Source organism: Arenibaculum pallidiluteum (genome assembly GCF_017355985.1).
Classification (GTDB): domain Bacteria; phylum Pseudomonadota; class Alphaproteobacteria; order Azospirillales; family Azospirillaceae; genus Arenibaculum; species Arenibaculum pallidiluteum.
The window spans coordinates 1-14,296 of record NZ_JAFIQU010000026.1; the positions used below are offsets into that span (position 1 = coordinate 1).

Here is a 14,296-nt window from a genome sequence, read left to right on the forward strand (position 1 = left end):
TCCTCGAGACGGCGCCCATCCGATGCCCGCACTGTCGGTGCTGGCTTGTCCAGCACAGGTGCGAGTAGAACTGCCAAAGTAGAGCTAGGCCATGTCGCCAAAGAGGTTTGCGCGAGGGCGATCTGATCGCATCTGGGCGGGGTGAAGATCAGGACAATGCTGGCCGAGGCCATGTGGCGTCGGCTTTCACCCCTGCTGCCACCACAGAAGCCCAGGACGGGCCGGCCTTGTCTCGATCACCGGCGATTCATCGAGGCTATCCTCTGGCTTGCCCGAACCGGTTCGCCCTGGCGCGATCTTCCGGCGGAGGTGATGAATTGGCGCAGCGCCTGGCGGCGGCTGCAACGTTGGACCGCCGCCGGTATCTGGGGCCGCGTCGTTGCGGAGCTGCGTGCCATGGCGCCGGACGCCGGTTGGGAGGTACACATGCTCGACAGCAGTGTGATCCGCGCCCACGCTCATGCCGCCGGGGCACGGAAAGCGGCAGGCGAGCAGGCTCTCGGCCGCTCGCGCGGCGGCTTCTCGACCAAGCTCCACCTGCGCGCCGACGCCTACGGACGCCCGGTGGCGCTGCATGTGACGGCCGGCGAACGCCACGACCTGCTCGGTGTCGGGCCGCTGTTCGAGCAGGGAGCCCTGCGCACCGGCAGACCCGGACGGCCGCGCTGGAAGCCCGCGACCGTGATCGTGGACAAGGCATACTCGACTGCCGGGCTGCTCGCCGCGTTCCGCTGCAAGCACATCGTGCCGATCATCCCGAGCCGCGCCGACCAGCCCGCGAACCCCGACTTCGACCGCGATGCCTACCGAAGACGGAACCTCGTCGAGCGGTTGGTCGGCAAGCTGAAGCAGTTCCGCCGTGTTGCTACCCGCTATGACAAGCTCGATGCCCACTACCTCGCCTTCGTCCAACTCGCCTCGGTCATGGTTTGGCTTCGGAGCCTCAACGACATTTATTAGGCACACTTGAGAGCTGGCGATCCAGGGCAGCAACGCAGTAGGGCAGGCGAGCTCACAGCGGGCGAATCATTTGCTCGGCACGAGGAAAGGATCCTCCGGCGGGCTTACCTGGAAAATCACGACCCTCACGGGCGTCGTGTCCCGGTTGGCGGCCCGCATTTTGACATTGACAGGTTCCAGCATCGCTTGTCCGGACTTCAACGACACGGTCCGATCCTCCATCTCGAGCGTGAAGGTTCCGTCGACGACATAGACGGCCACAGGAGCCGAGTGCGTATGCCAGGGTGAGGTCGTCCCTGGCTCCAGGGTCGCCGTCATGACCCTCGCCTCGAGCGCACCTCCGGTCGGGAAGTCCTTGGAGACCTCCTTCAGGGCCGGAGGATCGGGGCGGGCGCTTCCCTCGGGCACGTGCTGGACATGCTGCGCATGTACCGGCCCGACGCACATCAGGACCCCGAGAAAGACGGCCTGGCGCTTCATCGCTCCCTCCATCCAGATCATGGCTGCGCATCCGAACGGCCGCGGCTCCTCGGAGCCTGCGCCGCGCCGCCAGCTCGGCAGGTGATGCGGTTGATGGTCGTCAGGCTAAGCCACGGTCGCCGCCCAGGACACCCGCAGCATTGCGGAAGGGGGCCGCAAATCTGCATGATGCCTCGACGGCGAACCGATCGGCCGAGGCATGTTCGTCTGGGACGACCTTAAGCATCTGCTCGCGGTGGCGCAGCACGGCAGCACGCTGGCCGCGGCGCGCGTCCTGGGCGTCAACCAGTCGACCGTGCAGCGCCGCCTCGCCGAACTCGAGCGCCAGCTCGGTGAGCGTCTCGTAGAACGGCATCCGAGCGGGTACCGGCTGACCGATCTTGGAAAGGCGATGCTCCCTCATGCCGAGAGCATTGCCTCCGCCGCCGCGGCTTTCGAGCAGCACCTGAAGGAAGCCCAGCGCGCGCAGGCCGGCACGGTCCGCTTGACCTGTCCGGAGCCGATTGCCTATCGCCTGACGCAATCAGGCCTTCTCGACCGCTTCCATGCCCGCCACCCGGACCTGAAGGTCGAGTTCGTCCTCAGCGACCGCTACGTCGATCTGTCCAAGGGCGAGGCGGACGTGGCGTTGCGGTCCGGCGATACGGATGACGGCGTGCTCGTCGGCCGCAAGATCGCTGACTCGATCTGGGCGATCTACGCCAGCCATGCCTATGTCGCGGGCCACGGTGCGCCGTCGTCGATCGAGGAACTGAGGACCCGTTCGCTAATCGGCTTCGACGAGACGCTCACCCTGCACCGCATCAGCACGTGGCTGCGCGAGATCGCTCCGCATGCCGAGTTCGTGGCGCGCACGAACAGCGTCCTCGGACTCGTCTCCTCCGCAAAGGCCGGGGTCGGCATCGCTCCGCTGCCGATTGCGCTCGGCGACTGCGAGCCGGATCTGATACGCGTTCTCGGCCCGGTTCCGGAACTGACGCGAGCTTGGCGGCTGCTCACTCATCCCGACCAACGGAACAGCCGCCGGGTCTCCGCATTCTTCGACTTCATCATCTCGGAGCTCGACGCCCTCAAGCCGATCCTGACCGGCTGACACCCGACCAGGATGCGATCACGTCAGGTTCACATCACCCCTTTGGCGACACGGCGTAGTCCTTGCTTCCAACCTTTGGCACTCTCCGGAACCACTCAGGACGCGGAGCCGGAAGTTCCCTTATGCGCGGGATTGAGCCTGGGGACAATTACCTCCGGGTTCCGCTTCGACACCGCTTCGGAACGGTGATTGGCGCTCTGCCCAAGCCAGATGCTGCCGATGACGAGCATGCCGCCGGCGATCTGAAGCGCGGTCAGCGTCTGGTCCAGGAACAGCCAGCCGAGCAGCACGGCTGTGACTGGACTGAGCAGGAGGAGCGGTGAAACCACCGACGAATCCAGGCGCGTGACGCCGCGCAGCCAGAGAAAGTAGGTCAGGGCCATGCCGACCAGGCCGAGCCATGTCAGCGCGAGCACGTTGGTCATGGTCGGGACCGGAATGGCTGGTTCGAAGATGAGGGCCGCTGGAACCAGAAGGAGACCACCGGCGGTCAATTGCCATGCGGTGAATGTCAGCAGGGAGACCGGCGGCTGCCACTTGCGGCTCAGAACCATCCCGCACGCCATGGAAGCGGCTCCGGCAAGTCCCGCCATGATGCCGACCGGATCGAGGGCGGCACCCGGGGTCAGCACAAGCAGCGCCACCCCCGCGGCCCCGACGATGGCGGCGAGAACGGATAGGAGACGGATCGGGCTGGCGAGCACGAAATAGGCCAGGAACACCACCAGCAGCGGCTGTATGGCCCCAATGGTAGCGGCAACGCCGCCGGGAAGCCGGTAGGCCGCGATGAACAGCATGCTCAGGAAGATCGAGAAGTTCAGGGCACCGAGCAGGAGGATGCGCGCCCACCAGATCCCGGTCGGCAGCTTCCGCACGAGCAGAAGCAGAATCAGCCCCGCCGGCAGGGCGCGAAGCATCGCGACCGTCAGCGGCGAGAAATTCGGAAGGAACTCGGTGGTGACGGCATAGGTGCTGCCCCAGATAGCGGGCGCGGCGGCCGTCAACAGCAAGTCGGAAGCATTCGTTCTCATGCGATCTCGAGGACCTCGGCAAGCGGGCGGCGCGGCTTCTGCGGCCAGTTTCCCGGAGCGGCGCGGCCGACCGCGACCAGCATCACGGGCACCTGCTTCGGCCCGAGGCCGAACTCACGCGCCACGCCTTCGGCATCGAACCCGACCATTGGCCCCGAGGCGAGGCCCAGCGCTTCGGCGGCATGGATCAGCGTCGCGGCGCCCAGGGACGCCGAGCGCACGGCCTCGTCGCGGGCTCGCTGGGGATCGGCATATTGCGCGCGGGCACCTTCCTGCCAGCCCGCGACCATGTCCGCCGGCATGTACCCGGCCTCCACGAAAGAACGCAGCCGGTCCGGGATGGTGGCGTGGTCGGGCAGCAGGCCGCAAACGATGAAAGTGACAGCAGCGTCCGACACCTTGGCCTGACCATGGGCGAGGCTTTGCAGTCGCGCCTTGGCCTCAGGCGTCCGCACGGCGACGAAGCGCCAGTTCTGCAGGTTGTAGGCGGTCGGCGCGCGTGTCGCGAGGCGCGTCAGCTCCTCGATCTCGGCGTCCGACAGCGCATGGCCGGCATCGAACCGGTTGGCCGAGACACGCCTCTCGATGAGAGCGATGGCAGGGTTGGTCATCACTCCGTCTCCGTAGGTGGGAAAAGGTGTCGGAGGAGATGGTGAAGCCTTCGCTTCGAGTTGATAATCGCGTATCTGGTAAAAATATTATTCACTATCGGTGCACGATTCGATGGACCGCTTCACCGCCTTGCAGGTGTTCCGCCACGTGGCCGAGCTGAACGGGTTCGCCGAGGCCGGACGGCGGCTCGGGCTGTCGCCGGCAGCGGTCAGCAAGAACATCGCCGAGCTGGAGGCGCACGTTGGCGCCAGGCTCATCAACCGGACGACGCGGCGCATGGCCCTTACGGACGCGGGCCGGATCTATCTGGAGCACGTCGTGCGCGGATTGGACGCGTTCTCGGAGGCGGAGGAGGCCCTGTCCCCGCTCAGGACGGGACCGAGCGGCACCTTGCGTGTCAGCGCGCCGATGACCGTCACCCTGACACGGATCTCCGCAGCAATACCCCGCTTCCTGTCGCGCTATCCGCAGGTCACCCTGGACCTCCATCTCGACGACAGGCGGGTCGACCTCATTCGGGAAGGCTTCGACCTCGCCATCCGCGGCAGCGACAGGCTTGAGGATTCGAACCTGATCGCCAGGAAGCTCGCGGTCATGCCGCACGTGCTCTGCGCAGCCCCGTCCTATTTCGAGGCCCGGGGCCGGCCGAAGACGCCGTCCGATCTGAGATCGCACGAGTGCGTCCGCTTCAGCCTCTCGGGACATGCGGACGTCTGGGAATTCAGGAAGAACGGGCGCACCGAGCGAATCCCGGTCAACGCCCGGTATTCCGTGACTTCGAGCCTTGCCGTGCGCGACGCGCTACGCGAGGGTTTCGCCCTCAGCCTGATGCCCTATCCCTATGTCGAGGACGACCTGAGGGAAGGGCGCCTCCAATGCGCCCTGGAGGATTGGAGCACGGTCGAGACCACGCTTTATGCCATCTACCCGTCGCGGCAGCACCTTGCTCCGAAGATTCAGGCATTCCTCGCCTTCCTCGCTGAGGAGTTCGGCCGGCAGTGAGGGCGGTCATTCAGCCCTCGGTCACTTGTGCGCACGGGCTGAGGCGTGACCCAGTACGTCCCGGTATGCGCCGCGTGCACTGTTTGTTTGTCGTACGTTCGGATTTCGCCGTATGTGCGCGGAATGTTCGCGCTCCGAGTCGGAAGCGGCGCCCCGACGCCGCCACTTCCGTCCCGTTCCGGCTTCCCGTTCGGCCCGCCGGCATCAGCCGACAGGCATCACCCGAGGGGGCTCAGGCGATCACGACCTCGGCGATCTGGACTGCGTTCAGGGCCGCGCCCTTCAGCAGCTGGTCGCCGCACACGAAGAACTCCAGCCCGTTGCGGCCGAAGATCAGGTTCTGCCGGATGCGGCCGACCTCGACGTCGAACTGCGTCGCCGCGGTTAGGGGCATCGGATAGAGGTTGCGCGCGGGGTCGTCCACCAGCTTCACGCCCGGGGCCTCGCCCAGGATGTTGCGGGCGATGGCGGGGTCCACGGGCTTCTCGGTCTCGATCACCACGCTCTCGGAATGCGCGCGCAGCGTCGGGATCCGGACGGCCGTGCAGCTCACCGGCAGGTCGGGAAGGCCCATGATCTTCCGGGTCTCCCAGACGACCTTCATCTCCTCCTTGGTGTAGCCGTTGTCCTGGAACGCATCGATGTGCGGGATCAGGTTGAACGGGATCGGATGGACGAAGGTCTTGTGCTCGACCGGGCGGCCCTCCAGCAGGTTCCGCGACTGCGTCGTCAGCTCTTCCATGCCGGCGGCGCCCGCGCCGCTGGTGGCCTGGTAGGTCGAGACGATCACCTTGCGCAGGCCGAAGGCCTTGTGCAGGGGGTTCAGCGCCACGACCAGGATCGCCGTGGTGCAGTTCGGGTTCGCGATCAGCCGGTGGCCCTTGGCGGCCCCGGGGTTGATCTCGGGCACGACCAGCGGGATCTCGGGCTCGTAGCGGAAGGCCGAGGAGTTGTCGATCACGACCGCACCCTCGGCCGTGATGTCGCGGGCATACTGCTTCGCGAAATCCCCCGAGACCGCCAGCAGGACGATGTCGTGCCGGCGCGCGGCGTCCAGGGTGAACGGTTTGACGGTTTTGGTCCCGAACGGAGTCTCGAGGGTCCGCTCCGCGCTCCGCTCGGAGGCGAACAGGGTCAGCTCGGACACCGGGAACCCGCGGCGGTGCAGCACCGAGACCATCTCGGTGCCGACGGCGCCCGTCGCACCGACGACCGCCACCCGCTTCCCGTCAACACGCATGGACATGGGGAATGCTCCTTCACCCCTGATTGGTTGGGTCGGGGGTGAAGCTGGTATCACGAATCGGCAGAGCGCGGGTAGAAACCTTTGTCGCGGCTGCGAAGCCTATTCGGCGGGGCCGAGCGGGAATGACAGCAGGACGGACCCGAAGCTGTCGCCGAAGTCCTGGCCGCGGAACTCCTGCGTGCGGAAGCTCTGCACGTAGGTCAGGCGCCAGCGTCCGAAGGTCAGTCCTGCCCCGACCTGGACGTCCGCCACGAAGGTCGATCGGTCGACGTCGGGGCTGTTGTCGCGGAAGGTATTGCCGTCCAGGAACAGGTTGCGGGCGACGGCCCGCCCCTCTGTCCCCGCGAAGACGTACCAGCCAAGCTCCTCGTCGCCGCGCTCCGGCAGCGCGCCGCCGATGCTGCGCAGCAGCGGGGCGCCCAGCAGGCGCGGCAGGTTCTGCCCGATCCTGACCGTCCCGCCCGCCCCGGCGAAGGTGAAGACGTTGCCCAGGCTGGCCGTGACATGGGGCGTCAGCTCCACGTCCAGCGGACCCAGGACGCGGGTGCCGCGCAGCGGCAGGCTGCGCTCCCAGCTCGCGACCAGGCCCGGCTCGTTCTGGATCTGCGAGCCCCAGCCGCGGGGCTCCTGGAAGCCCCAGGTGCGATGCCACCAGCGCTGCGTGTCGGCGGCGAGCGAGTAGGGGCCGACCATGCCGACATCCAGGTCGAACCGGTCCACGGGGGCGAGGCGCCAGGCCGGCGCGTCGACCGCAGGAGCCACGGGCGGCGGCGCCTCGGCCGCAACCAGGCTCAGACGTCCGAAGAGCCAGCCGGCGTAGGGGCGGTCGTCGGGATCGGGCGGCCGCAGCCCGATATCAGAAGGTGTGTACATCTGCTGGGACAGCGCGGCGCCGGCCAGCAGCTCCCGCCCTGCCATGGCCTCGGGCAGGATCGCCTTCGCGGTCTCGGCCAGCCGCTGCGGGGGCGCGCCAAGCGCGCCGAAATACAGCCCGTTGGTGTAGTGCCGGTCGGTCCCGCCTAGGAATGCGTCATTCTGGATGTTCACCGTTCCCGAGGCGCCCGCGCAGGCGCCGAGCGCAAGGGCGAACGGGATGGCGCGCAGCCGCAGGAGCAACGCCTTGTGGCTCGTCTTCATGCAGGCGACCTCATGGGATTGGCCGGGTGGGGCCGACCGGATGGGGCTGACCGGGTGCGGATGGCCGGGGAGGGGCGACGGCTCCGTCGGAGCGGCTCTCCGCAGCTTCTAGCGAAGCGCGGCCCTGGTGCCAACCGGCCTTCCGGGGGGCCGCGCTACTCCGCGGCCTCGCCCAGCGCGCCCAGGCGGTCGAGGGCCATGTCGCCCGCCCGTCGCATCCCCGCGAACGCCGCCTGCAGCGCCATGCTCTCGCCCGACCGGGCGAGAGCCTCCAGGCGCCGCGCCTCGCGCGAGAGCTCGGTCAGGCCGAGATTCCCCGCCAGCGAGACCATTGCATGGGCGTGGAAGGCGACGGTGGCGGAGTCGCCGAGGTCGGCTTCGATCGCGCCGATGCGGGAGCGGATGTCCGCGGCCGAGGACGAGACGAAGTCGCGGAAGGCGATCCTCCCGAAGACGCTGCGCAGGTCGGTGACGACGCGCTCGTCGACCGAGGGCTCCGGCGCGGCAGGAGTGGGCTCGGCCGCGGCGCCGGGCTTTGCGGTGGAAGGCTTTGTGGCGGCTCCGGCCCAGCTCGCGACCTTCTCCAGCAGGTGGGCGAAGGCGAAGGGCTTCACAATGGTGTCGTTCATGCCCGCCGCCATGCAGCGGTCGAGCTCCTCGCGCACCGCATTGGCGGTGAGCGCCAGGATCGGCACCCGGCCCTCGCTTCCGGCCATGGCGCGGATCCGCCGCGTCGCCTCGATGCCGTCGAGCACGGGCATCTGGACATCCATCAGGATCAGGTCGTAGGTGCCCTTGCGGGCGGCCGCGACCGCCTCGGCGCCGTCCCCGACGATGTCGACGCGGTGCCCGGCGGAGCGCAGGACCCGGGCCGCGAGCTCCTGGTTCATGGGCACGTCCTCGGCCAGCAGGATGCGTGCGGCGCGCTCGGCCTTCGCCACCGGGTCGCCGGGGCTCGGAAGCGTGCCCAGCGGCAGCGGCAGGTCGAACCAGAAGCGGCTGCCCTCGCCCGGCCTGCTCTCCACGCCGATGGTCCCGCCCATCAGACCCACGAGCTGCTTGCAGATGGCGAGGCCGAGCCCCGTCCCGCCGAAGCGCCGGCTCGTCGAGGCGTCGATCTGGCTGAACCGCTCGAAGAGATGCTCCATGCGCTCGGGCGGGATGCCGATCCCGGTATCCGTCACGGCGAAGCGCACATGGCCGGCCCCCGTGCTTGCGGGGGGACGGGGCGATGGGGAGGCGGACAGGACGATCCCGCCGCGGGCGGTGAACTTGACGGCGTTGCCAAGCAGGTTCAGCAGCACCTGGCGGAGCCGCATGCCGTCCCCGAAGACGGTCTGCGGAAGGTCGCCCGCGGCTTCCAGCCGGATCGTCAGGCCCTTGCGCTCGGCCGCCTCGGAGAACAGGCCCTCGCAGCCGCGCAGCAGTTCGTGGAGGTCGAAGGGATGCGGCTCCACCTCCAGCTTGCCGGCCTCGATCTTGGCCCAGTCCAGGATGTCGTTCACCACCGCCAGAAGGGTCCGCCCTGCCTCGCGCTGGAAGGTGACGTAGCGGCGCTGCTCGTCGTCGAGCGGCGTCTCCAGCAGCAGGTCTGCGAAACCGATGACGCCGTTGAGCGGGGTGCGGATCTCGTGGCTCATGGCGGCCAGGAACTCCGACTTCGCGGCGTTCGCGGCCTCGGCGCGTGCCCGCTCGGCGTCGTAGCGCGCGGCCAGCTCGGCCAGGCGCTCGGCCTGGCCTTCGATCCGCTCCCGCGCGGCGGTCACGTCGGCCAGCGCCTGCTCGAGCTCGAGCTGGTTCCGGCGCAGGGCCTCCTCTTGGCGCTTCAGGCGCGTCACGTCGGTGCGCACGCCGACCCAGCCGCCCACCGTCGTGCGCCGGTCCGAGACCAGCAGGACCTTGCCGTCGCCCAGACGCTGTTCCAGCGGCTCGCCGGTGCTGCGGCGCCGGCTCGTCAGGGCGGGGTCGAGCCAGAGATTCTCGTGCCCGGGCTCCGCGAACTGGCCGCGCGCGGCCATCCCGCGGACGATGTCCGCGTGCCGCGTTCCCGGCACCAGCAGGTCGGCGGAGAGGGCGTAGAGCTCGCGGTACTTGGAGTTCGTGACGACCAGCCGGTCCTCTGCATCGTACAGCACGAAGCCTTCGGAGAGCTGCTCGATCGCGTCGCGGAACAGGGCTTCGCTGCGCCTCATCGCCTCCTCGGCGACGTGCAGCTCCGTCACGTCCTGGATCGTGCCGCAGGCCCGCAGGGGGCGGCCAGACCCGTCGCGCTCGACCACCATCCCGCGCGAGGACATCCAGTGCCAGCGTCCGTCGGCGGCGCGGAGCCTGTACTGGACGTCGTAGCTTGCGGTCGTACCGTCCAGATGCGCCTGGAAGGCGGAGAGGACCCGCCCGGAATCCTCCGGGTGCACGTTCTCCAGCCACTTGGCCGCGATATCGGCGATATCCTCGGCGCGGTAGCCCAGCAGCTCGGGCAGATGCTCGCTGACCAGGATGCGGTTTTCGCCGAAGTGAAATTCCCACCAGCCGATGGCGGCGGCGCGCAGCACGGACTGCAGCCGTTCCTCGCTGGCGCGCACCGCGGTGCCCCGGGCCTCGATCTGGGCGGCCATCCCGTCGAGCGAGGACGAAAGCTGGCGCAGCTCGCCGACCAGACCCGGGCCGCCCTCGTCGGGGCGGCCGCCGGAGCCCAGCGTCTCGGCCTTGGCGACGAGATGCGCTATGCCGCGCGCGATGCTCCTTCCCGCGAAGGACCAGGCTGCGAGGCCTGCCGCGGCGACGACGGCCGCCACGGACAGGAGCGCGATTCGCGTCTCCTGGTCGATCAAAGCCAAGGCCCGGTCGCGCGGCACCGAAATGGCGACCATGGCCGGCGTTCCGGTCAGCCTGGTGAATCCCACGATCTGCTCGGACCCGTCGAGCCCGGGCGCTTCCACCGCCCCGGCGCCGGCCTCGGACAGCGTCCGGAACAGCGGGTGCGTCACGAAGGACCTACCGACGATGCCGCCGGGATCGGGCTGGTGGACGAGGGCGGTGCCGTTCGCATCGAAGATCAGCAGCGTCCCGTCGATGGAACGCGCCGCCTCCTCGCCGACCCGGCCCAACAGGGCCAGGTCGATGCCGACATGCAGGACGCCATCAGCGGCGCCCTTTCTGTCGCCGAAGGCGAGGCTGGCGACGATGACCGGCCGCCCCGAGCTGCGGCCGAGGGTGAACTCGCCCAGCGTGAACACGTGCGTGTCCATCGCGCGGTGGAAATAGGGTCGGCCCGTCATGGATAAGGCGTAGGATTCCGGACGGGTCGAGCAGGCGATGGTTCCGTCCGGCCGCGAGATCCACAGGTCCGTCATCCAGGCGTTCCGCGCCGTGATCGGCTTCAGCCGCGCCTCGCAGGAGGCGCGGTCGCCCTGCGTGGCCTCCGGCGACAGGGACAGCACTTCGAGGAGGTTGCGCGCCTCGCGGATCAGGCCGTCCTGCTCGGCAGCGCCCCAGCGGGCGAGCTGCAGGGCCTGCTCCTGGACGTGCCGGATCTCGGACCGGCGGGCCTCGAGCATCAGGAGGACGGTCGTTGCGGCGAGCGGCAGGACGGCGAGAAGGATCACCAGGAGGAGACGTACGCGCATCACTGCCTTCCCGGGCCGCGCCGGCTCCGCCGTCCCGTCCGGGTCGGCAGCTTCGTTGTTTCCTGCAATCCTCTGCGGAGTATCGCAGAAGTTACCTATTTATGCAATCGCGAGGGATTTGAGGGAATATCGCGGAAGCCGCTCGGGGGAGGATGCGCAATTCCCTAGACGCCGGCGCCGGGAACGAAGGTGTAGGTCGAGAGGCCGCGCAGGTTCTCGTCGATCAGCAGACGCTGGTTCAGCGGCGGGAAGGCGCGCTGCGAGCAGTCCAGCCGCGGGCAGAGCCGGCAGTTGACGCCGATCGGCGTCGCTGCTTCGGTGTTCTGCAGGTCGATGCCGTCGGCATAGACGAGCTGCCCGGCATGCTGCACCTCGCATCCCAAGGCGATGGCGAACTGCTGGGGCGGACTGCGGAAGCCGCCGCTCGACTTCGTGACGGTGCGCGCGACCGAGAAATAGGCCGTGCCGTCCGGCATACGGGCGAGCTGTGTCAGCATCTGTCCCGGCGTGCGGAAGGCGTCGTGCACGGTCCAGCGCGGACATGCGCCGCCGAACCGCGCGAAATGCAGCGAGGTCGCGGAGAAGCGCTTGGAGACGTTGCCGGCCTTGTCGACCCGGACCATGAAGAAGGGAACGCCCTTGGCGCCGGGGCGCTGCATCGTCGTCAGCCGGTGGCAGACCTGCTCGAAGCTCGCGTTGAACCGGCTTTCCAGGATCTCGATGTCGTAGCGCACCGCCCGCGCCGCATCGAGGAAGCGCTGATACGGCATCATGACGGCGCCGGCGAAGTAGTTGGCGAGGCCGATGCGCACGAGCCGGCGCGTCTCCTCCACGGAGAAGGTGTGGGAGGCCGTCACCGCGTCCAGCAGGTCGCGGTGCTGCAGCAGGGCGATCTGGTAGGCGAGCTGGAAGGTCCGGCCGGAACCCGGCAGCAGCTCGGACAGGAGAATGCGGCGGCTGTGCCTGTCGAAGCGGCGAAGGCTCTGGCCCATTACCTCGCCCGGCATCACCTTGACCCGGACGTTGACCTCGCGGTTCAGGAAGTCCACCAGCGCGCCGAACACGTCGCCATGCTCGACGGTCAGCGCCCGCCACAGCGTCTCGGCCGCCTCCTCGATCTCGGGGAAGTGGTTGCTCTGGGCGTGGAAGAACTCGCGCGCCTCCTCGATCGGGAAGGCCTGGGTCTGCACGATCTGCAGCTTGTCCCGGTCGGCCACCCGCTCGGCCAGGGTCTCCATGTCCTCGCGGGTCTCGCGATAGGCCTGGTACAGCGTCACCACCGCCTGGGCGAGCGCGGGGTTCACCGAGGCGAGCTCGCGGAAGTCCTGCCGCTTCAGGTCGCTCGTTCCGAAGAGGGGGTCGGCGAAGACCTCCTTCAGCGAGGCCAGGAGCCGCGTCTCCTCGTCCTCGGCGAAGGCCTGGAGGTCGACGTCGAAGGCGTTCCCGAGCTTGAGCAGCAGGGGCACGGTCAGCGGACGCTGGTTGTTCTCGATAAGGTTGAGATAGGAGGGCGAGATCCCGAGCATCTCGGCCATCTGCGCCTGGGTCAGGCCACGCTCGCGCCGGAGCCTCCTGACCTTGTGCCCCAGCATCGCCTTGCGTTCCACCGGAGCTCCCCTCGTCCATCCATCCGCAGCCTGTCGAGTTTACAAAATTTACTGATTTACAGCAACCCCGGTCAGACTTGTGACAGCTGCACCACTTTACAAACCGGACATCCTTGCTGGTCCGGTGTTTCACGTCATACCTGTGAAGAACGTGCTGCGCCGCAACGCGGCCTCACACAAGAATGCAAGGGAACGGACATGGCACCTCTCGACGACAGCGCCCGCAAGGCCGAGCAGATCCACGCAGCCCGCTGGGAAGGCATCCGCCGCGACTACACGGCCGAGGATGTGAAGCGGCTGAGCGGCTCGGTAAAGATCGAGTACACGCTGGCCGAGATGGGCGCGCGCCGGTTGTGGGAACTCCTGCACACGCGGCCCTACGTCCACTCGCTGGGCGCGTTCACGGGCAACCAGGCCATGCAGATGGTCAAGGCCGGCCTCGAGGCGATCTACCTCTCCGGCTGGCAGGTCGCCGGCGACGCCAACCTGGCGGGCCAGATGTATCCGGACCAGAGCCTCTACCCCGCGAACTCCGTGCCCGCGGTGGTCAAGCGCATCAACAGCACGCTGAAGCGCGCCGACGAGATCCACCACATGGAGGGCAAGAGCGGCACCTACTGGTTCGCTCCCATCGTCGCCGACGCCGAGGCCGGCTTCGGCGGGCCGCTGAACGCCTTCGAGCTGATGAAGGCCATGATCGAGGCCGGCGCCGCCGGCGTCCACTTCGAGGACCAGCTCGCCTCCGAGAAGAAGTGCGGCCATCTCGGCGGCAAGGTGCTGATCCCGACCCAGCAGTTCATCCGCATCCTGAACGCCGCCCGCATGGGCGCCGACGTGTGCGGCACCTCGACGCTGCTGCTGGCGCGCACCGATGCCGAGAGCGCGCAGCTCATCACCTCGGACATCGACGAGCGCGACCATCCCTTCATCGACTTCGAGCAGGGCCGTACCTCCGAGGGCTTCTACCGCCTGAAGAAGGGCATGGGCGTCGACCACTGCATCGCCCGCGGCCTGGCCTACGCGCCCTATGCGGACCTGCTGTGGTGGGAGACCTCGAAGCCGAACCTCGCCGAGGCGCGGCGCTTCGCCGAGGCCGTTCAGAAGCAGTTTCCGGGCAAGATGCTGGCCTACAACTGCTCCCCGAGCTTCAACTGGAAGGCCAACCTGGACGAGGCCACCATCGCGAACTTCCAGCGCGAGCTGGGCGCCATGGGCTACAAGTACCAGTTCGTCACGCTGGCGAGCTTCCACAACCTGAACTACACGACCTTCAAGCTCGCCAAGGGCTACAAGGAGCGTGGCATGGCGGCCTATTCCGAGCTCCAGCAGGCGGAGTTCGCGGCCGAGAAGGACGGCTTCACCGCGGTGAAGCACCAGCGCGAGGTCGGCACCGGATACTTCGACGCGGTCAGCGTCGCGATCTCCGGCGGGCAGTCCTCGACGACCGCCATGAAGGACAGCACCGAATCCGACCAGTTCCACTGATCCCGGCGGGCCCGGCC

11 protein-coding genes are annotated in these 14,296 nt (G+C 68.3%); 4 read left to right on the forward strand and 7 right to left on the reverse strand.

Going from position 1 to position 14,296, the window contains the following annotated elements; all coding sequences use genetic code 11:
* The first annotated feature begins 156 nt into the window (after positions 1 to 156).
* Complete coding sequence (locus JUB13_RS29285; protein WP_207485759.1) at positions 157 to 960, forward strand: IS5 family transposase; 804 nt, start codon at positions 157 to 159, stop codon at positions 958 to 960.
* A 66-nt stretch (positions 961 to 1,026) separates the two neighbouring features.
* Here the strand turns inward: JUB13_RS29285 and JUB13_RS29290 are convergent, their stop codons facing one another.
* Complete coding sequence (locus JUB13_RS29290) at positions 1,027 to 1,461, reverse strand: cupin domain-containing protein (protein ID WP_207485761.1); 435 nt, start codon at positions 1,459 to 1,461, stop codon at positions 1,027 to 1,029.
* A gap of 178 nt (positions 1,462 to 1,639) precedes the next feature.
* On the opposite strand from JUB13_RS29290, the gene JUB13_RS29295 reads away from it, so the two are divergent.
* Positions 1,640 to 2,533: a LysR family transcriptional regulator gene (locus tag JUB13_RS29295; RefSeq protein WP_207485763.1), complete on the forward strand. Its 894-nt coding sequence runs from the start codon at positions 1,640 to 1,642 to the stop codon at positions 2,531 to 2,533.
* A 95-nt stretch (positions 2,534 to 2,628) separates the two neighbouring features.
* Here JUB13_RS29295 and JUB13_RS29300 read toward each other — a convergent pair whose 3' ends face one another.
* Positions 2,629 to 3,564, reverse strand: coding sequence for a DMT family transporter (locus tag JUB13_RS29300; protein WP_207485765.1), 936 nt, complete (start codon positions 3,562 to 3,564; stop codon positions 2,629 to 2,631).
* Positions 3,561 to 4,175 (reverse strand): nitroreductase family protein, encoded by a 615-nt coding sequence (locus tag JUB13_RS29305; protein WP_207485767.1) that lies wholly within the window; start codon positions 4,173 to 4,175, stop codon positions 3,561 to 3,563. The genes JUB13_RS29300 and JUB13_RS29305 overlap by 4 nt, the downstream gene beginning before the upstream one ends.
* Positions 4,176 to 4,287: 112 nt before the next feature.
* Here JUB13_RS29305 and JUB13_RS29310 point away from each other — a divergent pair, with 112 nt between their 5' ends.
* On the forward strand, positions 4,288 to 5,178 hold the full coding sequence (locus tag JUB13_RS29310; protein ID WP_207485769.1) for a LysR family transcriptional regulator: 891 nt from the start codon (positions 4,288 to 4,290) through the stop codon (positions 5,176 to 5,178).
* Positions 5,179 to 5,410: 232 nt separating this feature from the next.
* Here the strand turns inward: JUB13_RS29310 and JUB13_RS29315 are convergent, their stop codons facing one another.
* From JUB13_RS29315 to JUB13_RS29330, 4 genes are all read right to left on the reverse strand, one after another.
* Positions 5,411 to 6,418, reverse strand: a complete 1,008-nt coding sequence (locus JUB13_RS29315) for an aspartate-semialdehyde dehydrogenase (protein WP_236025323.1) — start codon at positions 6,416 to 6,418, stop codon at positions 5,411 to 5,413.
* 105 nt (positions 6,419 to 6,523) lie between these two features.
* Entirely contained in the window at positions 6,524 to 7,561 is a 1,038-nt protein-coding gene (locus JUB13_RS29320; protein WP_207485773.1) for a lipid A deacylase LpxR family protein, read from the reverse strand.
* Positions 7,562 to 7,716: 155 nt separating this feature from the next.
* Positions 7,717 to 11,187, reverse strand: a complete 3,471-nt coding sequence (locus tag JUB13_RS29325) for an ATP-binding protein (RefSeq protein ID WP_207485775.1) — start codon at positions 11,185 to 11,187, stop codon at positions 7,717 to 7,719.
* Between the two features lie 164 nt (positions 11,188 to 11,351).
* Positions 11,352 to 12,794, reverse strand: coding sequence for a short-chain fatty acyl-CoA regulator family protein (locus JUB13_RS29330; protein WP_328703045.1), 1,443 nt, complete (start codon positions 12,792 to 12,794; stop codon positions 11,352 to 11,354).
* Between the two features lie 198 nt (positions 12,795 to 12,992).
* Here JUB13_RS29330 and aceA point away from each other — a divergent pair, with 198 nt between their 5' ends.
* Positions 12,993 to 14,279 (forward strand): isocitrate lyase, encoded by a 1,287-nt coding sequence (aceA, locus tag JUB13_RS29335; protein WP_207485777.1) that lies wholly within the window; start codon positions 12,993 to 12,995, stop codon positions 14,277 to 14,279.
* Positions 14,280 to 14,296: the final 17 nt, after the last annotated feature.